The organism is Candidatus Pedobacter colombiensis (genome assembly GCA_029202485.1).
Classification (GTDB): Bacteria; Bacteroidota; Bacteroidia; order Sphingobacteriales; family Sphingobacteriaceae; genus Pedobacter; species Pedobacter colombiensis.
Genome location: CP119313.1, coordinates 2,260,174 through 2,281,162, shown reverse-complemented (window position 1 = coordinate 2,281,162; position 20,989 = coordinate 2,260,174). Strand labels below are relative to the sequence as shown.

The following is a 20,989-nucleotide window of genomic DNA, read 5'->3' as shown; positions in this document are numbered from 1 at the left end:
CAAGCATAGGATAAGCACACAAAATAAAATCCGGGTATACGTACTAACCATAGTCACATTATTTTTGAACCTCAAATATAATTTGGGCCAAAAGCAATGTATTGGAAAAATCAGCCAAGTTTTACTGGCAATGCTTAAAGGTTTAAGCTACCAGAGGATATCGTAATCGTGAGAAAAAGTAGGTAGATAGGCAGTAGGTGCCTTGCCTGTAAAATGACGGAATTCATTAATTAAATGGCTCTGATCATAATAGCCAAGGGTATGTAATAAGGTTCTCCAATCTGGATTAGCTCGCTGCAATAGCCAGCGTTTAGCCTGTAAAAACCGGATTACGCGGGCATATTCTTTAGGAGATAGCCCTACTTGTTCAGTAAATCGACGGTTTAAAGTCCGCTCAGAAGAGTTTACATATCCAGCCAATTGTTTAATGTTTAGTTTCCCGGGTTGATTGATCAGTACCTGGGTTGCAGCTTCAATCCGTTTATCAATTGATTTGCTTTTTTTTAGCAATTTCATCAAAAAGACATCTAAAATTGTAAATCTTTGGGCTGTATCTGAGGCCATGCGCAGCTGGTCTGTGATTGTATCAAAGCCTAGAATTATTTCGGGCAGGTGCAAACTATCATCAGTCAGCTCGTGCATGGGTAAACCCCAGAGTGCAGCACAACCGGCAGGTGTGAAAGCAATGACCATTCCAAGTGTAGGGCCTGAAAAAATCTGAGTATAAGGTTGTGTAACCTGTCCTATTAAAGTGCTTTTGGTTCTTTCGATGGATTGGCCGTTGTCTTTTATGCAGCTTATGTCGCCGTTAAGGGAAAGTACCATCAATATTCTTCCGGTACATCCGAAAGGCACAGGCACAGTATCTCCTTTGGCCAGCTGATAGCCAATTTCCCAATAAGAACTGATATAGGGCAATAGTGCCCTACCTGGTCGCTGCTCAATAGTTGCCATAACAGCTACAATTTTAACTAAAATATAAATGCAAAAAAAATCTTAATACACAGACACACAGCGGCTTCTTCTTAAATCCCAAGCTGAGTACCTTTATCGCAATAATGGAAGTTAATACGGTTGTCTTAAATGTCCTTTATTTTTTTAATCAGGATTAAAACTAATTTTCGATGGAGTTGTTATTCGATTGTAAATCAGGCGATGGCCTAGTGTTATGGTTAGGGATTTTTATTGAATTTTAAAACAACTTTTATGAAAAACAAACAACCTAACTTTCTGCAGAATCTATTTCCAAAGAAAGTAATTACTGAAAGTCCAGACAATTATTTGGCAAATGAAAAGGTATCTTCTGGTCATTCGATTCTGAAGAAACTTATGATGTTATCCGTCATTTTATTATTTATCGCACCTCCGGTTTTCGCACAAGACACAGACCTTTTCCCGGATGATGTGACTGTCAAAACTCAACAGGCACCACCAGCCTTACCTGATTATGTGCAACCTCCATGTCCAGGGGATGGATATTACTGGACTCCAGGCTATTGGGCATGGGCAGATGGCTACTATTGGGTACCAGGTGTCTGGGTCCTACCACCGTCTATCGGTTTATTATGGACTCCTGGATATTGGGGCTTTTCTCTTGGCTTTTATGGCTGGCACCCTGGTTACTGGGGACCAACTGTAGGCTATTATGGTGGAATTAACTACGGATTCGGTTACTTTGGTACCGGCTTCTTTGGAGGCAGATGGGAAGGTGGACATTTTATGTATAATACTTCTGTATGGCGTGTAGGCAAAAACATTCACAATACTTATGTAAACAAAGTGAATATGGGCGCCAGGAACCGGGCGAGTTTTAATGGTACCGGAGGAGTGAATTATCGTGCTAATGGTGAGGAAATGAGACGTATGGAAAATCGTACTCCTGCAAGTGAAGAACAACGGAATCACGAAATAAATATGAGCAATGAAAAAGGTCAATTCCATGCTCCAAATACGAGGCCCGCAGTACATAGTATGAGTGCACCTGGAGGTCAAAGATTTGACCAGGGTGGTCATCAAATGAGAATGGGTGGCGGCGGCGGAGGCCGCGGTGGTCGCAGAGGCTAAAGCTGCATTTAAATAAATACAAAAAATCCTCGGATAACTCTGAGGATTTTTTATTTTAAATTGTTTCCACTATCGAAAGAATATTCCCTGCCGGATCTTTAAACCAGGCAATGACGGGTCCCTGGTCGCGAAGAATTCCTCTTTCATCTGTTTTAAGATGCTCTTCATTATAATGTTCAAAACGGACACCTTTTTTTTCGAGCTCGCTAACTGCATTTTCAACATATTGGACGGGAAAATTCAGTACAGTAAATGTTGCTGCCTGATGGTTGGGTTTAGGATAAATCATTACCGGTGATAATCCGTCAATATGCAGCTCCAGTACGCCCATTGGATTGTCTTTAACTTTGAGTCCAAGTATTGATCCGTAAAATTCTTTTGCTTTCTCCAGATTGTCCACTGAAAATGAGCTAAATGCTTTTGATTTTTCTAACATGACTTGTTGTTTTTAGCTTTAATACTACAAGTCAGGATACATAAAGTTTGTATTGATATCAATCTCTATTATTGAAATTTCAATGTTTTTTCGTCATTGGCATTAAAGGCACTATTAATTAATTTTTTGTTATCTTAGAACTTTATTTTAACTAAATAGGCCTCTCTATTATGAAAATTAACGAAAAACTGCTTTATTTCGCTCTTCCTATTCTAATGCTCATTTTTTCTTGCAGTAAAAAAGATAACCAGGTAGAAACACCAGTTGCAAATCCGAAATTGTTTAATGTAAGTTTTAATGTAAGTGGTTTTACAACTGAGGTCACTCCCTTACCTTCTTTTAAGTCTTCTGCTGTGAACAAAACTATGGATCAGGCAGCGGCTAAACTTTCAGATCAAATTACGACACTTGAATATCTGATTTATAATTCCAGTGATCAGTTGCTTAAAGACTCTATTCAAACTAGTAGGTACGCCGATTTTGGAACGATTAACGTGCAATTGCCTGCAGGCAGTTATAAACTTGTTGTGGCTGGAATGAGTGGTTCTTATGATCTCTTAAGCAAAGAGAATATTGCAAACGCATACATCACTAGTATTTTTCCCTATGGCATAGGGGATTGGTTCAAACAAGTGTCTGATTTTAAGGTTACTAATAACGCAGTTAATCAAAGTGTTACCTTGGACAGAGAGGTAGGAAAAATTGGATTTGTACTTACAGACGCACTCCCTAAGGATTTAGCTAAGATATCCTTAAATTTTACATCTTGTACACGGGTAAGATTTTATGGTTCCAGTGATCTTTTAACAGAAATTCAAACTGTTGAATTTCTACTTAAGCCAAGTCAAGAAGGTACATTAAATTTTTCCTCTTCTACATTCGTTATACCAAAGTATAATGGATTTATCACAACTGATGTAAGCATCCGCGCATACAATACTTCGGGAAGCCTGATTGTAGAAAAGATTATTAAAGATGTGGTTGTTGAGAAAAATAAAATGACAACTTTATCCGGTGCGCTATTTACATCTTTAACTTCAAGCACTACAACCACCGTAACTATAAATAGTGACTGGAAGCCTTCAGCTATTGTTACTTTCTAAAAATAAAAAGTACACAATTTGTGAGCTTTTATAGAGCTGGTTGGCGATTCCCGATGATTGTCCGGATTTTTGGAGTTTTCAGCTGTCTGGTTTTTCGGGGAGGTCATTTTGAGGGAAGCTTACACTTTTTTGTCGATTATTAAAATTAGTTGGTTTACTAAAAGTTGTCTAATCAAAACATATATTCCTAATCCGAAAAACAAAACTGAAGCAATTCCAATTGTTTTTATAAAAAGTAGACTTCTTGCTCTGTAACCTGTAAAGTTTTCAGCATTCATAAACATATAAATTCCGCCAACAACAAATAATAAGGAAGAAAATAATGCCTAACGGTTTGCGTGTATGAGAAGTAGCTGATTTAAAAGCACCTCACTTTCAGTTTGGCACTGACTTTTATTAATAGCACTGAACCCACTATTTCTCATACACGCTGTTGGCAGCTGTATTTTCTTCTTTTTTACTAATAGTCTTGTTCATAAATAATTTCATTGTGTATCCGAATCCGAGTCCACCAATTGTCCAAATAACAAGTCCTAATAATAATGTCCACCACGTTATTTCTTGTCCGTCAAAATATGGAAAACCTATTGACATAATCAAAAACATAAAAGCTCCCCAACTTAATCCTGTCCGAATCCAACTTTTTTTATCAAAAGGGTTTGGAATACGCTCGATGTCAATATTCTCGTATCTTTTCGGTTGTTTTTCCAACCATTTTGCTCTTAAACTTTTTCTAAACCAACCCCAAATCGGAAATGTTATGAGAAGAATCAAAAAACTTAATCCGTTAGTCAAACAAGGAATTGTGTTTCCACAATTTTTACAATAAAGTCCAAACCAATTTTTAAATGCTGTTCCGTTTTCTGTCGACCAAATTCTACCATCGTGAAGTGTTTCACAATGAGGACAAGGTACAAGCGTTCTTTCAATTCTTGGTTTGTCAATCGTTTTATCTTCCAAGCTGACTTTAGGTACTCGTTGCCCTAAAATAAGTTCATTAATTGCTAAACCTGGATTCAAAATCCAATGTAGCATCATCCAATTTTTCCAAGTATAAACTTTGTACTTTTCTTTATTAAATACCATTGCGTTCTGTTTATATAACTGCCAACAATTGTTTTTACGAAACTAATGTACAAAAAGTTTCGCTAACTGAAGGTAGCGTACACACACTACGGCATTCTTATGTTACACATTTAATTCAATCCGGTATTGCTATCCGAATTGTACAAGAACTACTTGGTCATGAAAATATAAAAACAACTACGATTTCTACGCCCATCACTGATATTGATAAGAAGCGGACTCCTAGTCCATTGGATTTTCTTTGATTATCCTTGGAAATAGTTTATGTTGGGTTATATTTAGTTTTAAACTGACAGTAATATTGACTGTAAAAACAGTCAAACCTCTGTAAGTGTTTGACTTACAGAGGTTTAATTTTACTCTGGTGATCCCGCTGGGATTCGAACCCAGGACCACTACATTAAAAGTGTAATGCTCTACCAGCTGAGCTACGGAATCATTCCCTTGTTTAAGGGAGTGCAAAAGTATAAAATTTATGCGTATTTCAAACCTTAATAAAGACTTAATTTCAACTTAACGCAGATATTTCCATTAAACGATTGATTTATAGATTGATTTTTTTGTCTATAAATAATACGTTAATCAAGCATGCTCTTCAGTGAATCAAACCATAACTGATTACTTGAATTAATTCCATTATAATCCATCACTGCATATATTACTTGGTTGCCCCCAAATCTGATACGCAATGGCTGCCAGAAGAGACCAAAATTTTTCGCAGAAGAAGCGGGGAAAATTTCATCAAAACCTAGATACACCTCTTCTATGGACTGAAGCTCTATTGTTACATTTTTATCTCCACATACATAAAGTATTCTATCTGTTAAAACAGCATAGCCGGTATGTTGATGTAAAGGTGAAACGAAAGAGAACAAGCCACTAATATACTTTACCCATTTCTTTTTGTTCTCTAATTCGTAATTGTACGCCCAATGAACCCTTCCTTCAAGTATCGTCATAGAATTAGGAATAGTAATCGGCCTCGTATTTATTGCCGAGTTGTTCTGCCAGACCAATCAGAATCCCTTCTGTCCCGCGAATATAGCACAGCCGATATGAGTCTTGATATTGAACAACTTCACCAACGAGTTGGGCGCCATGTTTACTGAGCCGGGATACCATCTCGTCAATGTCTTCGACGGTAAACATGACGCGTAAATAACCCAGTGTGTTCACGGGGGCTGCACGATGGTCTGAAACTATAGCTGGGCTGAGAAATTGCGAAAGCTCCAGACGACTGTGGCCATAAGGGGTAACCATCATGGCAATTTCTACACACTGATCACCCAGTCCCGTAACACGACCAGCCCATTCACCCTCAATAGTGGCCCGCCCCTCAAGCTTTAGGCCTAACTCAATAAAGAAAGGGATGGCGTTGTCGAGCGATTCTACAACAATGCCGACATTGTCCATTCTTATTAATTTGTTATTTGCCATAATTTTTTATCCTTAAATTTAAGATATGTTGTGTTTTCATTACATCTGATTTTTATTTAGGATCCATCCACACAAATTCACAATGGTGGCCATCGAGGTCTTCAAAGCTGTGTTGATACATAAGGTCATAATCGGTAGCTGGATTAGGTATTGTGAAGTACTCCCGGTTTGCTGGACAGCTATAGGTCAAACTTAAGATTATTTAGGACACTTTTTTATTATTTTGATAGAATACCTCATTTGGCGTAAGATCGTCCATTGACCGATGCCTTCGTTCATTGTTATAAAATTCCACATACCGTTTTATACCCTGGAATAATTCCATACCACCGTTAGGTGGGTTAAGATAAATATACTCCTGTTTCAAAGATCTCCAGAATCGCTCAATGAACACATTATCCAAGGCTCTTCCCTTGCCATCCATAGATATACTTACATCACTGTCTTTAAGCGCTTTAGTGAAGATCGGACTGGTGAACTGTGAGCCTTGATCCGTATTAAATATACCAGGTGTACCATGTTCTTCAATGGTTTCAAGCAGTACATCTCTGCACCATTCTACGGTCATGGTATTTGAAATGCTCCATCCGACAATCTTTCGGCTGTACACATCAATAATGGCAAACATATACATGAAGCCTCTGAACATGGGAATATAAGTGATATCAGCCTGCCAAACCTGGCCCGGCCGATCTATTTTCAAGCCTTTCAGCAAATATGGATATTTATGGTGTGCCGCATTAGCCTTGCTCAGGTTCTTTTTAGGATAAATTGTCCGCAGGTTCATCACACGATAAAGACGACGTATACGCTTGTTATTCACATGACATCCCAAATCTTTGTTAAGATACGCAGTCATCCGGTCCACGCCGTAAAACGGGCAGTCAAGAAACTTACGGTCAATCAAATTCATTATCGACTGGTTGAACAGCGACTCGCCTTTAGGCTTGAAATAATAGCAGCTGCGCTGCAAGTTCAGTAGCTTGCACTGACTGGCAATACTCAGCGCCTGGTGCTCCGGGGAAATAAGGCTACGCCTTTCAATCATACTCATTTCCCCAAGACTTTTTTTAGGAAATCAACCTGGATCTGAAGTTCGCCAATCTTGGAGTACAGTTCCTTCTCTTTAGATTCTTCCTTTTCATCTGGTTTCTCTGAACCAAACACCGTATCGGCTTTCTCAAGAAATTCACGCTTCCACGCGGTGATCTGTGTGGGATGGAGACTGTATTTGGACGCAAGTTCTTGCATGGTACTACTTTCCTTAATTGCTTCAAGCACCACTTTGGTCTTGAAAACAGAACTGAATTTTCTACGCTCTTTTTTCATTTTCAACTGTTAAATTTATGAATTTAATCAGCTGTCCAATATTTGGGGAGTATTATAAATAGCTTCACCTCAAATCTTTCAAAAGTAAGTTTAGTACAGTCTTCACCCCAGGAAATGGAAGTGGTAGATGCTTATAAAGAACAGATTGAGCAACTCATTCCCGATGAAAATTTTGCGGCAGTTTTAAATGAAAACCTAGAGGTAATGGTTGAGAATACTATATATAAAGTTACACCTTACGGAACATTTATGATTGAGCAACCTGCTTACACCGGATTCATACAAAGGCTAAATGCTATCCCTTATGAGGAAGATCAAGTACTGGTAGATGATCCATTTTATCAAAACAGAATAAGTGACAATGTCTATCAAATTGAAGAAGGTGTCACACTTATAGATACTTATGAGGCTTCAGTGAACCAAATTGAGAATGTCCTACAGGTACAAGACTATCCGGTTACATATTCGGCAACTTGGCAGTATAGACCTGACGCAGACGCTTGGATTTATGACAACTTACCCACCATAAAATATGGAGGAAAAACATGGCTTGGAAAACTATTTGAGTCTATATTTGGAAGAGAGGAAATACATACCGAAAACTTTGAATCTAAAAGAAGAGTTAGGGTTAATTTTTATAATATGTCATGGGGAGTATATTCATCAATAGGCGTTTCAGTAAAAATGCAGAAAAAAAACTGGATCGGATGGTCTGGGACGAATGCGTCTGAACTCAGAATGGGATGGGATGCTATGGAGTATTACATTGGCTCGTTACCAAGTGCACCATCTGCGCCAATTTCAACTACTCCTCAACGCTTTACCAAATTAGATTTGCCGAAAGTAACAAAAGATTATGTAGAAGTTGATCTTCTGGGATATCCTTTTACCTTTGACAGAAATGAAGCGCTTCAAAAAGGTATAAAGAAAATACACGAGATGTTGCCTACAGTATCAGGACTTAAGCCGAAATCGGAAAGAACAGTTAATTACGCTTATAAAGTTTGGGCGGATTTTGGAAAGAGGAGTATTAGTATTGTTCAGGATAGAGATGAGATTATCGGCTACAATACCGAAAGCTTGTCAAAAGTCTTTGATTGGTCTATTGGTGTTAAAGCGAGCTGGGGTTTTGACGGTCCTCCAACTTTAGGATATGCACCTTTAAAATTCACCATCAGCAGAGCTTCTGTTTTTGGAATAGCTAAATACAACAATGTTTGGAAAGGCGCGAGAATCATTGTAGGTGATTAAATATGCTGATAAATTAATGAAAGATATGAGTAATAAAAACTGGAAATTTATGATACTGTTCACCTTGTCAATAGTATGCCTTCAAAGTAACGTAAGCGCACAGGATGTGAATAGGAAAGGTTATTTTAACAAAACTAAAGTCGGATTTCTTCCCGGCTTAAAAGACCAGCAAGGAGCTGCTTTTAAACAAAGGGGTACAGAAATATCCAGTGTCAACGGGTACTATGTTACACCTAAGCTGGCGCTGGGTGTTGGCGTGGGTATTGCTGCTTATGTAAATCCGACTGTTACGACAATCCCGGTTTACATACAAGCTAATTACGATCTAACCAATGGTAAATCTACTCCCTATTTATTTGGAGGCACGGGTTATTCATTTAGTGTAACCTCTCATACTGGTGGTGGGCTAATGGCTGAGGGTGGATTGGGCTGGAAAATACCTATAAAAACAAGAACCTCGATTAGTCCTGAACTTGGTTATAGGTACCAAAGGGTAAGTTACGATTTTGTAGATGCTCCTGGAAGTATAAAGGATAACCTGAGCTCCATTTCAATAGGCGTTAGTTTACGGTTTTAAACCTTATAGTAAGTCATAAACGGCAACTGAAAGTGGTATTTCGGTTGCCGTTTTTTTTTGCTTCAAATTGGCTATTTTTTAAACTTAGGCGTAATAAGGTTACCTTTAACACTATCAGCAGTTATTTGGGCTCCGTCTATACTGAGTAGGGTATGCGCTGCAAAAACCTTTGCTTTTATGCTATCCAGATAGGCATTAAGGGTTTTAACATCCTCTTTGTGCCGATCACTTTCCCTGCTTTTGCATTCCACTTTTCCGGCTCACAGCATCTGCTGGTAGACACTTCCGAACAGATGCCGTCTACTGTAATTCTTAAAAAGATAAAATAAGGGATCAAGTGGCTGTTGCACAACTAATTATCTTGCAATATATTTTTATATCCACCTTATTATCAAGACATTGCATCACGCAAGGCAAAAAAATATATCAAGAAAAATTATTCATCAATTTCTAATTATCTGATCAGATCCCTGTCGATAATGTGTACCGCCATCTTAAAGAGCAGCTTGATTTTAGCTTCCTCTACAACCTCACCAAGAAGTATTATGGTCAGGAAGGGCAAAAGAGTATTGATCCTGTAGTATTCATGAAGCTCATGCTTGCTGGTTATTTGGAAAATCTCAACAGCGACCGTCGGATCATCAATATGGCGGCAATGCGAATGGATATTCTTTATTTTATAGGCTACGACCTTGAGAGCAACTTTCTTGGCATAGTACTTTGAGTAGAACCCGACAATTTGTATGGGCAAGAGGTGCTCATGAAACTGTTCAAACGGGTTCTTAAGCAATGTATCGATAAAGGTATGGTCGGCGACAGGCTGTTGACAGTGTTTACATCAAGCCGAACGCCTTATTAGACAGTATGGTCGAGCAGTGCAGAGCTATCCCAACAGGACAAGGAATCCGCTCATGACTTCAGAGCGGGCAAGCGAGACCAACAGTGTCTTCCTGAGCTGCTTCCTAAATTAACAGAAACCCTGAAGGAGAACGGATTACAGGTACAGGAGGTCGTAGCTGATGCCGGCTATAGCAGTCTACCGGCACTAAAGGCGATTGAGGATCAGGGATTGATCGGCTATATCCCCAATAACCATAAATTCATCTATCAACGAGAAGGCTTTACCTATCACGCCAACGAAAATTTGTACATCTGCCCCAGAGGTGGTTCATTGACTTACAGCCCCCCCCCCACTGCTACAGGACATAAACATGTATACAAACTAAGTAAACTGGTGTGCAGGGAATGCAGTATGAAGAACGAATGTCCGGTCATGACGGTCAATGGCGGAGTTAATAATGAGATCGTGGGTAAACATTATTATGACCGAATGCAGACGCGAAAGGCAAAGATATTGATGAAAAAGCGCCAAAGTACAGTTGAACCAGTGATTGGAACATTAGTGACTTACCTAGGTATGAAAAAGGTTGGATGCAAGAAACTAGTCGGCGTAAATAAATGCCTGGCTGTAGCCGCAACAGTCTATAACCTCAAAAAAATGTTAAAATATGGCTCCCGAAAAATCTTAAATCAAGCACAAGTACTTGAAAAGAATCTGGAAAAAAGCTGGATCACATTGTTATCACTTAATCAAATGGTATACCCGATATACCGAACTAATATAAAAAGCTATAACTGAAGCTGAAATCAAACTACCTAAAATCTATCTTTTTCATAAAAATAAATGATTTCTTAATACAATGTTGTGCAACAGCCACTTGATCCGTAATAATTGACAGTGATATTGACTGTAAAAACAAAAAAGCCTTGCAATCTGTTGATTTTCAAGGCTTTAATTCTATTCTGGTGATCCCGCTGGGATTCGAACCCAGGACCACTACATTAAAAGTGTAATGCTCTACCAGCTGAGCTACGGAATCATTCCTTTGTTTGAAGGAGTGCAAAAGTATAAAATTTATATGAATTTCAAACCTTAGTAAAGATTTAATTTCAACTTAAGGCAAATTTTCACGCTAAAAGATTGATTTATAGCAAAAAAAAATACTGATATATATCATGATTCTTGAAATTACATCGCAACTAGCAGATTAATTATGGTTTTGCAGAATAATCTGCCACAGTAGCCGAGATTTCTTTTATTATTTTTATGCTGAATGAATGACTGCCCTTCAGCCATCTTTTTATTTCGTCTGGATTGATGTCCAGCGAAATAGCAAGGTCATTTTCTGAAAGACCTTTATCGGCTAAGGTTTTTGCAGTTTTACCGGCAACCTCCAGATTTAGCCGCGTTAATTCCCCTATAGCTGGATTTCCACTCTCTTCCAGCCAGATAGATACAAAATCGTTCTCTTCCATTTATGTTTTGCGTGATTGTTTAAAGTATTCCGGGTCCTCCGTATCATTTGTTCCTTTGGACGGCAAATTTAATGATATTACTTCCATTATTGCAACTACATAGGAAGCTTGCAGCTCAGCTGCATACTGGCTTTTTTAATTTAGCCTTAATTGTTTATTTCAAGACCGTCTCATAAATTTTATTCAATAAGTTTTGTCTCATTTTCGAGTTTCTATGGTTCAGAAGTAAAATAATCCCCCAATTTTTAGCTCTGTTATAACATATAATTGAAGATTGCCCCATAGAATCGCCTGATTTCAAATAAATTGTATTTTTATCATCCGTTACGACGTTCGTGCCCAATCCCATCTCTCTATTTTCATCTTTATAGAAGATATTTTCGGTTATTATTGCAGCTTTGCCTATTGTATTTTCTTTATTTAATACCGCTTTTAAAAATATAATCATATCAGAAGCATTAGATTTCACTAATCCAGCAGGCGCTGTAATATTCCAGTCGAAAAATTCCTGAACACCGCCATTTGGGTTATAGCCTGTAGTAATGTTTTTAATATTAAATTCCTTAGTTAAAGTATTGGTCATTTGCAAAGGGCTTATTATTTTTTCTCCAATAATTTCATTGTAACTCTTTCCATATAGGTTTTCTAATATCTGACCAAGTAATGTATATCCAATTGTAGAATAGCGATATCGTCCATAGTCAATCAATTCACTGCAATTGTTTATAATATCGGTTAATGTCTTTTGTGTTACACTCTTTAATGGCTGTTGTGCATTTAATTTTATAAACTTTCCAAAATCTAAATCGGGTAACCCAGATTGATGAGATGCCAGATCAGATATTTTTATTTTATTAATAAGGTTTTTATGTAATGTATACTCTTGTGGAAGGTAAGTATCGATGTAATCATCCAATTTCACTTTTTTATCAATAACAGCTTGTGCAATTAGATTTGAAGTTAAAATTTTAGTAATCGATGCAATTTCAAATATGGAATTTCTATCAATATTTATTTGACTTTCTTTATTTAACGTACCATAGGAAGTATAATTCTGTTTATTATTATGAATAAAACCAACGCTTATACCTATATCCGGATTATTTTGATAATTCACTTTTATTAATGAATCAATCTTTTTAAAGAAGTCTTGACCAAAAGATAAGTTACTTACGAATAACAGTACTATTAAAAATTTTAATGAAGTTTTCATTGTATCGTGTTTTATGTTAAAAATTATTTCGATACAAATTTGCGGAAGAAATTAGGCCCTTGCGACCGAATAAAAATACTCGTACGCATTTGTTGGAGAAAATGAGTACGAGTATTTAAAACAAGAAGTACGAATAATTGCAAAGCTTTATTCTACAGAGCCTTACGGTAATCTGTCGGGGTGGTTCCTGTGTGTTTTTTAAAAGCGCTATTAAAGGAAGATTTTGAATTAAAGCCCACTTCATATAAAATTTCAAGAATTGTCACCTTACTTTTTGTAACATCTTTTAAAATATCCATAGCACTTTCTATACGATAGGTATTTACAAAATCATAAAAATGCTGCTCTAGTTTATGATTAATCAAAAGAGACAGGTCTCGCACAGGAATTTCAAGGTCATTAGAAATATCTTTGATGGTCAGGGAAGGATTAAGAAATGGCTTCTTTTCTATCATGTAATTCCTTAATTTCAAAAACTCCGCATTAAACTCGCTTTCATTTGCAATAGCTGGCTCACTTTTTCCTTCTTCAGAAATGAGATCCTTTACAAGTTTTAATTTTGAGTCAATATTTCTAAAGAGATCTGGATGATTTAATGCTTTAAACATGTACCAACTAATGATGAGCAGCTCAAATAAGAGCAGTCCGATTTTTAACCATTCAGAAATGTTAGGATACTCAGTAAATTTAAAGATGTTTTTTACTAACGCTATAAAATAGAAGAATGATAGTGCCACCGTAAACTGAAATAACCAATTCAGTGATGCTATACTTGCCCCTGCATAATTTTCAAGATATATTCTTTTTGATTTCCTCAATATCATAAAAGCAGCAATGATATAAAACACAATTTGGACATGTAAAAGAATATGATTAAACTGTATTTCTAACCTACTGCTACTTTTTTCAAGAAAATTAATTTTAGAAGCGAGGTCGACAGCATAAAAACGAGGCAGCAAAACTAAATTTGCTATTAGAAAAGGAATAATATGAATTAAATGTCTGGATCTTAGCTTAAAATCAGAATAGCAGACAGATAAAACATATAAATAAAAAGCTGGGAGCTGTAAGAAAATTAATAAGTTTCTAAACATCCCAATATTTGATAGACCTACGTTTAAAAAGTCGAAGAAATTCCCACTAACATCAATAGCAGTTAAAACTAAAAAAAAAGCAAAAAGACGATTACTTAACTTATGCTCTGTTTTAACCGTCAGCAGGAAGCATGATAGAAATAATGAAATGAACATTACTATTAATGCTACAGCAATTAATAAATTAATTTTATCCATTCATTATGCTTTTATTCATTGCTAATTCCCATTAAGCTTGTTTTTGTGTTGTTGGTAATTTCCTGCGGCTTACCGCAAAGTAAAACCCCTTCAAACAATTGTTTAAAGGGGTTTTACTTTTTGATGATGAATCTGGTGATCCCGCTGGGATTCGAACCCAGGACCACTACATTAAAAGTGTAATGCTCTACCAGCTGAGCTACGGAATCATTTTTCTTTTGAACGTTTACTCTAATCGTTTCCTTTTAAAGTGATGCAAATATAGGGTTACGATAGATATTGTGCAAATAATTAATTGAGAAAGCATATACTACGCTGGTTTTAAGCCAGATTATTTATAATTAGTTATTTTTATCGGCTAATTTGAAGCCTAAAAGCTGTTAATTTCTGAAAAATCAGGAGCAATCTCTTGCCTGTTTAATTGATCTCCCTATCAGAATGACCAAGATTCTTCTCCGGACTCACTACATCACGTACCAATTGTTTCAATTCCTTTATCTCCGGAAAACGCGCTTTCTCCTTCCTGTCAAATACGACAACATCATTAATACTTATAATGTACGCCCCTCCTACTTCCGCAGGCTTCAACAATACGCCCCCAAGCTCATCAGTAAAGGTACTCAACAACTCTTGCGCCATGTAGGCCGCCCTAAGCATCCATCCACATTTTGGACAATACTCAATAGTTATGGTGGGTTTCAATGTCTTCATTCACGAAAAATAAGCAATATCATCACAAGTCCCTAATATATAATCAGATCTTAAATTCTTTGATAACTCTTATTTAATTTTAGTTTGCAGCAGCTTTACTTCATTCTTTAAAAGCTCTATTTCTGCTTGCTGCTCTTTAATTGCGGCTACCAGTACAGGGATCAGATTCTCTGTCTGTACAGTGCTATATTTAGCGATTTTACTGTTGTTCTTGCCAGATGCGTAAACACTTGAAACCTCATACACCATCGCCGGAAATTCAGACTGCACATTACTAGCCATAAACCCGTACTGTTCTCCGGCAGGAAGTTTAAGATACTGGTATTTATTGACGTCATATTTGAAGGTAACAGGCTCCAAATTCTTTAGCTGTTGCGTTGAATTGGAAATTTTGCCTATGTTAACTTTAAGCTCCTGCTCATCAATTTTTTGAGCACTTACAGTTAAACTGCTTGCGCTTAATAAAAGGCCAATTAAAACACCTTTAAAGATTAGATTATTCATAAGATTAAATTATGGTGTAAATACTTATTGGAGCCAGGTATTTTTCATGGTTCCGGTTTCTCTTAGCTTGCTATGCCAGCTAAGTGCCTCTTCCAAAACATGTGGTGTTTGTCCACCACGCTCGCAGGCCCTCTCAAAATAATCAGTCAATCCTGCTTTATAAGCGGGATGTACACAATTTTCGATAATTACGCTCGCCCGTTGCCGCGGTGCCAGTCCACGCAAATCGGCTAAACCTTGTTCTGTAACAATGATATCTACATCATGCTCTGTATGGTCTACATGCGAAACCATCGGAACAATACAGGAAATGGTTTCGGCTTTTGCTGAAGAAGTTGTTACAAAAACACTTAAATATGCATTCCTTGCAAAATCTCCCGAGCCCCCTATTCCATTCATCATGTTTATGCCCGCCACATGAGTAGAATTTACATTGCCATATAAGTCGCATTCCAGCGCCGTGTTAATGGTAATTACGCCCAGACGTCTGATTACCTCTGCAGCATTGCTAATGTCCTGAGGTCGCAAAATTACTTTATCTTTATATCGATCAAAATCACTAAATATTTTATCGTAATAAGCTTCAGAAACGGTGATTGAAGAACCTGAAGCAAAGGTCATTTTCCCTGAATCCAACAGATCAAAAGTACTATCCTGTAACACTTCTGAATACATGGTCAGGTTTTCGAAATCTCCATCCATGAAACCATGCAGTACTGCATTGGCTACTTTACCTATACCTGCCTGTAAGGGAAGTAAGGATTTGCTAAGGTGTCCGGCTTCTACTTCTCTACTGAAGAAAGACACCAGATGCTTTGCAATTGCCTTTGTGGCTTCATCGGGTGGAGCAATCTCGGCAGGACTATCCGTTTTAGAGGTGATTACAATACCTGCAATTTTGGCTGGATCTATTGGAATCGTGGTGCGACCAATACGAGTATCTGCAGAAACTATTGGAATAACAGGCCTCCTCGGGTAAGATCCGGTAGAAAATATATCATGTAAACCACAGACAGAAAATGGTATAGTAGTATTCACCTCAATGATAATTTGATCTGCCAATGCCGCAAATGAAGCCGAATTTCCTACAGATGTTGTAGGTACAATACTACCATCTGCTTCGATCAGCGCAGCTTCGAGTATGGCAATATCTATTTTAGGGAAATTATTAGCCTTTAATAAATTTGCCGTTTCGCCAAGGTGTTGATCTATAAATAAGATCTCGCCCGTATTGATGGCCTTCCTTAATATGGGGTCAACCTGAAAAGGTAAGCGTAGCGAAAGCGCATTTGCAGCCGCCAATGCGCCATCTGTACCCTGCCCCAATGAAGCACCGGTCATAAGCGTAATTTTTAAAGGATCTGTTTTAGCACGCTCTGCTAATGCTATTAAAACCGCTTTGCTGTCTCCTGCCTTTGTAAAGCCACTCGAGGCCACCACCATCTTATCTTTAAATAAAGCTGCGGCTTGTTCAGAAGTAATAATCTTATCTGCAAGTTCGGCTCTCAATATTCTATTCGCGTACATACCTTTGGTTTAATGATCAAAACTACCTGCATTATTTATGATAAAGTTATCACAATATGCCAAATAATTATCATTTTAAGCCACCAAAGTCGATCACTTGCCAGTCGGCTTTACACTTTTATAAATAAAATTATGAATGGAATTTGTAGTGGTTTTTAAATCAGTGGTCAGATACCATATATTGTTGATCCTTTTCCCCGCACTTTGCCCATCCAGTGGAAACCTTGCCTGATCAATGACTTTATTTTGTGAGTTTAAAATGCTGCCGGCAAACTTCATGAGGGTGAAATTAGCCATACTTGTTTCCAGATTGGGTAAAACCTGCGAGGCAAAAACAGGAAAGACTTCTTGTCCCGAACTTTTCAATTTACTGAACAATGCAACCAATACAGACCTTTGTCTTTCAGTTCTTTCATAATCGCCATTACCCACTCCCCTGATCCTTGTATAGGCCACTGCCTGCCTCCCACTTAGTCTCTGAAAACCTGCAGTATTTACATGTATAACTGGTATTTTTTCATAGATAGCCAGTTCGTCCAGGTAATTGTTCAGGTATGAAAGCTCGGGCTCTTTTACATTTACATTTACTCCACCAAGTGCATCGACAATTTTTGCCGCGCTATAAAAATCAACATTCATATAATCTTTAATATCCAGATCAAAGTTTTGGTTGATGGTTTTTATAGCAAGCTGTGGTCCACCAAAGGCATATGCCGCATTGATTTTATCCATGCCATGTCCTTCAATATTCACATAGGTATCCCGCATAATTGACGACATTTTTATTTTTCCGGTTTGCTGATCAATAGAAATCACCATAATTACATCTGAGTTTGCACGATCGTCTTCCGTACGCCTATCGACTGCAAAAAGGGCTATGTTAACCGGTGCATTGGGCAATGCTTTTACCCTATCCATTGTTTTTTGTGATATTCCTAATGCTTCTGGCGTTCTATTCAACTGAACAGCAACGGGCTTATTGGTTATAGGTGCAGCGGTTGCCGCGGAGGTATCTTGTGCTTTTACATGATACGACAATACCATAAGGATAAAGCCCAACCATTGTTTCTTCATCATTTAAAAATTGTGTTAACGGTTTAAGTTGTAAAAACAATCTGCAATATTCCTGCCGTTGTTTTTAAACACCCGTTAAATGCATTTGGAAATTTACCTAAAAATTAATCATCTTTACATAGGCAAACATTATTAATGTGTCTGAAACTGTTCATTAAAACCAAACTATAATATTATGAAAATTTTAAAAGGACTATTATTTTTAATTGTTGGGATTATAATTCTGGCATTAGTCGTTGCACTTTTTGTGAAAAAGGATTACGCTGTTGAGCGCGAAGTCACCATCAACAAGCCTGTAACTGAAGTGTTTGATTACATTAAACACATTAAAAATCAGGACCAGTATAGTGTCTGGAACCGTATTGATCCGGCTGCAAAAAAGACTTACAGTGGGACTGACGGTACTGTTGGTTTTATATCGACCTGGGAGAGCACGAATAAAAATGTAGGTAAAGGTGAGCAAGAGATTACCAATATAACTGAAGGCGACAGAATTGATATGAAACTGCGCTTTAAAGAACCTTTTAATTCTGAGGATGATGCATATATGACCACTCAGTCACTGGGAGAAAACCAAACAAAGGTAAAATGGGGTTTTAAAGGCAGAATGGGTTACCCAATGAACCTTATGCTCCTTTTTATGGATATGGAAAGTATGTTGGGTAAAGATCTGCAAGGTGGTTTAGATACATTAAAAACTACACTAGAGAAACAATAATAAAATGAAAATGGCCGGTAAATACCGGCCATTTTCATTTTATTATTAAAGAATATCTACACAAAAATCAGGAAATTGGTGTTATTATAATTGCTGCTGCAATTTTTGGCCGCAACTAATAAATTTAACATCCTTACTATGAAAATACAATCTGTTAATCCAACTACTGGCGAGCTCATTAAGTCTTATAATGAGGATGCCGAAAGTACGGTTATTCATAAAATCGAACAAACGCACAATGCCTGGTTAAAATGGCGTGAAACTAGTTTTCACGAGCGTTTAACCTTGTTAAATAACCTTGCTGATCAACTGTATAAAGAAAGGGCAAACCTGGCAAACCTGATGGCACTGGAAATGGGAAAACCGATAAAGGATGGTGCTGGTGAGATAGACAAATGTGCCGGTGTCTGCAAATATTACGCAGAGCATGGCGTTAATTTCCTTAAAGATCAACTGATAGCTACTGAGGCTTCGAAAAGTTATGTCAGCTTTCAGCCAATAGGTGTTCTGCTTGCCATTATGCCCTGGAACTTTCCATTCTGGCAAGTTTTTAGATTCCTCGCTCCTGCTTTGATGGCTGGTAATTGTGGATTGCTTAAACACGCATCAAATGTTCCAGGCTGTGCCCTGGCTATAGAAAAGCTTGTAAAGGATGCTGGATTCCCGAATCACATGTTTCAAACACTGATGATCGGGAGTAAAGGTGTAGGTCAGGCTATTGCCCATCCTAATGTAAAAGCAGTTACTTTGACCGGCAGCACTGAAGCCGGAATGAAGGTTGCTGCACAGGCTGCTGCGCTATTGAAAAAAACAGTACTGGAACTTGGTGGTAGCGATCCATATATTGTTTTGGCTGATGCTGACCTGGAAGAGGCTGCTACCATTTGCGTGAGCAGCAGATTGATCAACAATGGTCAAAGCTGTATTGCTGCAAAAAGGTTTATTGTGGTAAAGGAAATTGAAAAAGAGTTTACTAAGCTTTTTATGGAAAAGATGAAGCAGAGAAAATTGGGTAACCCTTTGGATACTGAAAATGATCTGGGCCCAATGGCCAGAGCAGATTTGCGTGATCAACTTCATCAACAAGTATTAAAGAATATAGAAATGGGTGCTAAATGCATACTTGGTGGTCAGATTCCTACATTTAAGAACAATCATGCTTTTTATGAACCAACTATATTAACAGGCATAAAAAAAGGGATGCCTGTTTATAGTGAAGAAATGTTTGGTCCGGTAGCAGCTATTTTAACTGCCCGAGATACGGATGATGCGATTGCACTGGCAAATGACACTTCATTTGGTTTGGGTGCTGCTGTGTTTACTAAAGATGGTTCGCTTGGAGAAGAAATTGCCAGAACAAGGTTACAGGCAGGGTCTTGCTTTGTAAATTCATTGGTAAAGTCCGACCCGCGGTTACCTTTTGGAGGCATCAATCAGTCGGGATATGGTCGTGAACTGGGATCATTTGGAATCCACGAATTTGTAAATATTAAAACGGTTTATGTAAAATAAAATTTCCTTTAATGTTTTCCACCAAGCAATAAGATTGCAGATACTAAAATAGCTGCAGACTTTGGTTGGCATAAGCCTGTAGCAAATCATCTGTAGGGTCAAGGTCGGTTATGAGGCTGCTGATTTGCTGCAGCATGCATACCCGGTAACGCTGTACGGAATTAAGCTTTTCGGAAATACAGGTAATAATCAGCTTTTTAGATGCTTTTATCATCGCCCTTTTAACATATACGATATCCAGGTCAGAGTCGGTAACACCATCAGCTACAGAAATACCGTTGGTACCTAAAAAGCACAAATCAAACTTCATTTCGTTTAAATAACTTATAACCTCCCCACCTGTACACACTTGCGAGTCTTTTGAAAACTCGCCACCTATTAATACTACCTTTATTAAATGATGATCGGCCAGTTGCAACGCTACTGGTGGACTGATGGTAAATATGGTGCAGGAAAGATCAAGCGGCAGCATTCGTACCATTTCAATAATGGTAGTACCACCGCCAGTTAGTACCACCATGCCGTCTTTAATTAAGCCAATTGCCTTACGAGCAATCTCCTTTTTAGCATCAGCTGCATAAACATGGTTTTGCTGAAACGGATAATGGTATGATTTTGATAAGGCTCCGCCGTGCACCTTTACAATCTGGCCGGATTCATCCAACTCGTTCAAATCACGCCTGATGGTATCCTCCGATATATTCAACTCAATCGCCAAATCAGACGACAGTACTTTATTATGCAGGTTTAGTTGTTTAATAATGTGCCAATGGCGTTCTTTTTTAAGCATTTTGAAGGTTTATTTTTTTTTGACAGGATGAAATTGCTTGTTTATGCAG

General features: G+C 37.8%; 24 protein-coding genes and 3 tRNA genes. 8 read left to right on the top strand and 19 right to left on the bottom strand.

All coding sequences use genetic code 11. From position 1 onward, the window contains the following. Positions 1 to 147 precede the first annotated feature (147 nt). On the bottom strand, positions 148 to 954 hold the full coding sequence (locus P0Y49_09715; GenBank protein ID WEK21414.1) for a helix-turn-helix domain-containing protein: 807 nt from the start codon (positions 952 to 954) through the stop codon (positions 148 to 150). A 252-nt stretch (positions 955 to 1,206) separates the two neighbouring features. Here P0Y49_09715 and P0Y49_09710 point away from each other — a divergent pair, with 252 nt between their 5' ends. Further along, positions 1,207 to 2,064 carry a YXWGXW repeat-containing protein gene (locus P0Y49_09710; protein ID WEK21413.1) on the top strand — a complete coding sequence of 286 codons (858 nt, stop codon included), beginning with the start codon at positions 1,207 to 1,209 and terminating at the stop codon, positions 2,062 to 2,064. A 55-nt stretch (positions 2,065 to 2,119) separates the two neighbouring features. Here P0Y49_09710 and P0Y49_09705 read toward each other — a convergent pair whose 3' ends face one another. Beyond that, positions 2,120 to 2,500, bottom strand: a complete 381-nt coding sequence (locus P0Y49_09705; protein ID WEK21412.1) for a VOC family protein — start codon at positions 2,498 to 2,500, stop codon at positions 2,120 to 2,122. 170 nt (positions 2,501 to 2,670) lie between these two features. On the opposite strand from P0Y49_09705, the gene P0Y49_09700 reads away from it, so the two are divergent. Continuing rightward, complete coding sequence (locus tag P0Y49_09700) at positions 2,671 to 3,603, top strand: hypothetical protein (protein WEK21411.1); 933 nt, start codon at positions 2,671 to 2,673, stop codon at positions 3,601 to 3,603. A 414-nt stretch (positions 3,604 to 4,017) separates the two neighbouring features. Here the strand turns inward: P0Y49_09700 and P0Y49_09695 are convergent, their stop codons facing one another. Next, positions 4,018 to 4,689: a hypothetical protein gene (locus tag P0Y49_09695; GenBank protein WEK21410.1), complete on the bottom strand. Its 672-nt coding sequence runs from the start codon at positions 4,687 to 4,689 to the stop codon at positions 4,018 to 4,020. Between P0Y49_09695 and P0Y49_09690 the strand changes: the two genes are divergently transcribed. Next, positions 4,689 to 4,934 carry a tyrosine-type recombinase/integrase gene (locus tag P0Y49_09690; GenBank protein ID WEK21409.1) on the top strand — a complete coding sequence of 82 codons (246 nt, stop codon included), beginning with the start codon at positions 4,689 to 4,691 and terminating at the stop codon, positions 4,932 to 4,934. The genes P0Y49_09695 and P0Y49_09690 overlap by 1 nt on opposite strands. Before the next feature lie 117 nt (positions 4,935 to 5,051). Here the strand turns inward: P0Y49_09690 and P0Y49_09685 are convergent. From P0Y49_09685 to P0Y49_09665, 5 genes are all read right to left on the bottom strand, one after another. Further along, positions 5,052 to 5,127, bottom strand: a tRNA-Lys gene (locus P0Y49_09685). Positions 5,128 to 5,267: 140 nt separating this feature from the next. Further along, on the bottom strand, positions 5,268 to 5,648 hold the full coding sequence (locus P0Y49_09680) for a hypothetical protein (GenBank protein ID WEK21408.1): 381 nt from the start codon (positions 5,646 to 5,648) through the stop codon (positions 5,268 to 5,270). Between the two features lie 4 nt (positions 5,649 to 5,652). Then, complete coding sequence (locus P0Y49_09675; protein WEK21407.1) at positions 5,653 to 6,126, bottom strand: VOC family protein; 474 nt, start codon at positions 6,124 to 6,126, stop codon at positions 5,653 to 5,655. Positions 6,127 to 6,328: 202 nt separating this feature from the next. Next, positions 6,329 to 7,180: an IS3 family transposase gene (locus tag P0Y49_09670; GenBank protein ID WEK21406.1), complete on the bottom strand. Its 852-nt coding sequence runs from the start codon at positions 7,178 to 7,180 to the stop codon at positions 6,329 to 6,331. Next, entirely contained in the window at positions 7,177 to 7,455 is a 279-nt protein-coding gene (locus P0Y49_09665) for a transposase (protein WEK21405.1), read from the bottom strand. The genes P0Y49_09670 and P0Y49_09665 overlap by 4 nt, the downstream gene beginning before the upstream one ends. A 42-nt stretch (positions 7,456 to 7,497) precedes the next feature. Here P0Y49_09665 and P0Y49_09660 point away from each other — a divergent pair, with 42 nt between their 5' ends. Continuing rightward, positions 7,498 to 8,706 carry a hypothetical protein gene (locus P0Y49_09660; protein WEK21404.1) on the top strand — a complete coding sequence of 403 codons (1,209 nt, stop codon included), beginning with the start codon at positions 7,498 to 7,500 and terminating at the stop codon, positions 8,704 to 8,706. A 25-nt stretch (positions 8,707 to 8,731) separates the two neighbouring features. Then, positions 8,732 to 9,283, top strand: coding sequence for a hypothetical protein (locus P0Y49_09655; GenBank protein WEK21403.1), 552 nt, complete (start codon positions 8,732 to 8,734; stop codon positions 9,281 to 9,283). A 454-nt stretch (positions 9,284 to 9,737) separates the two neighbouring features. Here the strand turns inward: P0Y49_09655 and P0Y49_09650 are convergent, their stop codons facing one another. Continuing rightward, on the bottom strand, positions 9,738 to 10,073 hold the full coding sequence (locus P0Y49_09650) for a hypothetical protein (GenBank protein ID WEK21402.1): 336 nt from the start codon (positions 10,071 to 10,073) through the stop codon (positions 9,738 to 9,740). Positions 10,074 to 10,427: 354 nt separating this feature from the next. On the opposite strand from P0Y49_09650, the gene P0Y49_09645 reads away from it, so the two are divergent. Then, positions 10,428 to 10,922 carry a transposase gene (locus tag P0Y49_09645; GenBank protein WEK21784.1) on the top strand — a complete coding sequence of 165 codons (495 nt, stop codon included), beginning with the start codon at positions 10,428 to 10,430 and terminating at the stop codon, positions 10,920 to 10,922. Positions 10,923 to 11,087: 165 nt separating this feature from the next. Here the strand turns inward: P0Y49_09645 and P0Y49_09640 are convergent. The 9 genes from P0Y49_09640 to P0Y49_09600 form a co-directional block, all read right to left on the bottom strand. Further along, a tRNA-Lys gene (locus P0Y49_09640) sits at positions 11,088 to 11,163 on the bottom strand. Between the two features lie 172 nt (positions 11,164 to 11,335). Then, the gene (locus P0Y49_09635) at positions 11,336 to 11,599 is read right to left on the bottom strand and encodes a hypothetical protein (protein WEK21401.1); all 264 of its coding nucleotides are present in this window, start codon (positions 11,597 to 11,599) and stop codon (positions 11,336 to 11,338) included. Positions 11,600 to 11,753: 154 nt separating this feature from the next. After that, positions 11,754 to 12,812 carry a serine hydrolase gene (locus P0Y49_09630; protein WEK21400.1) on the bottom strand — a complete coding sequence of 353 codons (1,059 nt, stop codon included), beginning with the start codon at positions 12,810 to 12,812 and terminating at the stop codon, positions 11,754 to 11,756. A 152-nt stretch (positions 12,813 to 12,964) separates the two neighbouring features. Further along, complete coding sequence (locus P0Y49_09625) at positions 12,965 to 14,104, bottom strand: helix-turn-helix domain-containing protein (GenBank protein ID WEK21399.1); 1,140 nt, start codon at positions 14,102 to 14,104, stop codon at positions 12,965 to 12,967. A gap of 133 nt (positions 14,105 to 14,237) precedes the next feature. Beyond that, positions 14,238 to 14,313 (bottom strand) — tRNA-Lys (locus P0Y49_09620). Between the two features lie 208 nt (positions 14,314 to 14,521). Beyond that, positions 14,522 to 14,815, bottom strand: coding sequence for a SelT/SelW/SelH family protein (locus P0Y49_09615; GenBank protein ID WEK21398.1), 294 nt, complete (start codon positions 14,813 to 14,815; stop codon positions 14,522 to 14,524). A 69-nt stretch (positions 14,816 to 14,884) separates the two neighbouring features. Next, complete coding sequence (locus tag P0Y49_09610) at positions 14,885 to 15,319, bottom strand: tail fiber domain-containing protein (protein ID WEK21397.1); 435 nt, start codon at positions 15,317 to 15,319, stop codon at positions 14,885 to 14,887. A 24-nt stretch (positions 15,320 to 15,343) separates the two neighbouring features. Continuing rightward, positions 15,344 to 16,846 carry a succinate CoA transferase gene (locus P0Y49_09605; GenBank protein WEK21396.1) on the bottom strand — a complete coding sequence of 501 codons (1,503 nt, stop codon included), beginning with the start codon at positions 16,844 to 16,846 and terminating at the stop codon, positions 15,344 to 15,346. A gap of 93 nt (positions 16,847 to 16,939) precedes the next feature. Beyond that, complete coding sequence (locus P0Y49_09600; protein WEK21395.1) at positions 16,940 to 17,923, bottom strand: LCP family protein; 984 nt, start codon at positions 17,921 to 17,923, stop codon at positions 16,940 to 16,942. Between the two features lie 172 nt (positions 17,924 to 18,095). Between P0Y49_09600 and P0Y49_09595 the strand changes: the two genes are divergently transcribed. Together P0Y49_09595 and P0Y49_09590 are read left to right on the top strand one after the other, a co-directional pair. Beyond that, a complete protein-coding gene (locus P0Y49_09595; GenBank protein WEK21394.1) occupies positions 18,096 to 18,638 on the top strand; it encodes an SRPBCC family protein in 543 nt (180 codons plus the stop codon). Positions 18,639 to 18,776: 138 nt separating this feature from the next. Beyond that, on the top strand, positions 18,777 to 20,150 hold the full coding sequence (locus tag P0Y49_09590) for an NAD-dependent succinate-semialdehyde dehydrogenase (protein ID WEK21393.1): 1,374 nt from the start codon (positions 18,777 to 18,779) through the stop codon (positions 20,148 to 20,150). 43 nt (positions 20,151 to 20,193) lie between these two features. Here the strand turns inward: P0Y49_09590 and P0Y49_09585 are convergent, their stop codons facing one another. Then, positions 20,194 to 20,940, bottom strand: coding sequence for a DeoR/GlpR family DNA-binding transcription regulator (locus P0Y49_09585; protein ID WEK21392.1), 747 nt, complete (start codon positions 20,938 to 20,940; stop codon positions 20,194 to 20,196). Positions 20,941 to 20,989 lie beyond the last annotated feature (49 nt).

Coding starts and splice junctions, on each gene's coding strand:
- P0Y49_09625 (WEK21399.1), bottom strand. CDS start 14,104: ATGGATAAAATTAATTTATTAATTGCTGTAGCATTAATAGTAATGTTC.
- P0Y49_09590 (WEK21393.1), top strand. CDS start 18,777: ATGAAAATACAATCTGTTAATCCAACTACTGGCGAGCTCATTAAGTCT.
- P0Y49_09630 (WEK21400.1), bottom strand. CDS start 12,812: ATGAAAACTTCATTAAAATTTTTAATAGTACTGTTATTCGTAAGTAAC.
- P0Y49_09680 (WEK21408.1), bottom strand. CDS start 5,648: ATGACGATACTTGAAGGAAGGGTTCATTGGGCGTACAATTACGAATTA.
- P0Y49_09595 (WEK21394.1), top strand. CDS start 18,096: ATGAAAATTTTAAAAGGACTATTATTTTTAATTGTTGGGATTATAATT.
- P0Y49_09675 (WEK21407.1), bottom strand. CDS start 6,126: ATGGCAAATAACAAATTAATAAGAATGGACAATGTCGGCATTGTTGTA.
- P0Y49_09710 (WEK21413.1), top strand. CDS start 1,207: ATGAAAAACAAACAACCTAACTTTCTGCAGAATCTATTTCCAAAGAAA.
- P0Y49_09615 (WEK21398.1), bottom strand. CDS start 14,815: ATGAAGACATTGAAACCCACCATAACTATTGAGTATTGTCCAAAATGT.
- P0Y49_09700 (WEK21411.1), top strand. CDS start 2,671: ATGAAAATTAACGAAAAACTGCTTTATTTCGCTCTTCCTATTCTAATG.
- P0Y49_09715 (WEK21414.1), bottom strand. CDS start 954: ATGGCAACTATTGAGCAGCGACCAGGTAGGGCACTATTGCCCTATATC.
- P0Y49_09605 (WEK21396.1), bottom strand. CDS start 16,846: ATGTACGCGAATAGAATATTGAGAGCCGAACTTGCAGATAAGATTATT.
- P0Y49_09585 (WEK21392.1), bottom strand. CDS start 20,940: ATGCTTAAAAAAGAACGCCATTGGCACATTATTAAACAACTAAACCTG.
- P0Y49_09635 (WEK21401.1), bottom strand. CDS start 11,599: ATGGAAGAGAACGATTTTGTATCTATCTGGCTGGAAGAGAGTGGAAAT.
- P0Y49_09610 (WEK21397.1), bottom strand. CDS start 15,319: ATGAATAATCTAATCTTTAAAGGTGTTTTAATTGGCCTTTTATTAAGC.
- P0Y49_09655 (WEK21403.1), top strand. CDS start 8,732: ATGAGTAATAAAAACTGGAAATTTATGATACTGTTCACCTTGTCAATA.
- P0Y49_09705 (WEK21412.1), bottom strand. CDS start 2,500: ATGTTAGAAAAATCAAAAGCATTTAGCTCATTTTCAGTGGACAATCTG.
- P0Y49_09600 (WEK21395.1), bottom strand. CDS start 17,923: ATGATGAAGAAACAATGGTTGGGCTTTATCCTTATGGTATTGTCGTAT.
- P0Y49_09665 (WEK21405.1), bottom strand. CDS start 7,455: ATGAAAAAAGAGCGTAGAAAATTCAGTTCTGTTTTCAAGACCAAAGTG.
- P0Y49_09695 (WEK21410.1), bottom strand. CDS start 4,689: ATGGTATTTAATAAAGAAAAGTACAAAGTTTATACTTGGAAAAATTGG.
- P0Y49_09670 (WEK21406.1), bottom strand. CDS start 7,180: ATGAGTATGATTGAAAGGCGTAGCCTTATTTCCCCGGAGCACCAGGCG.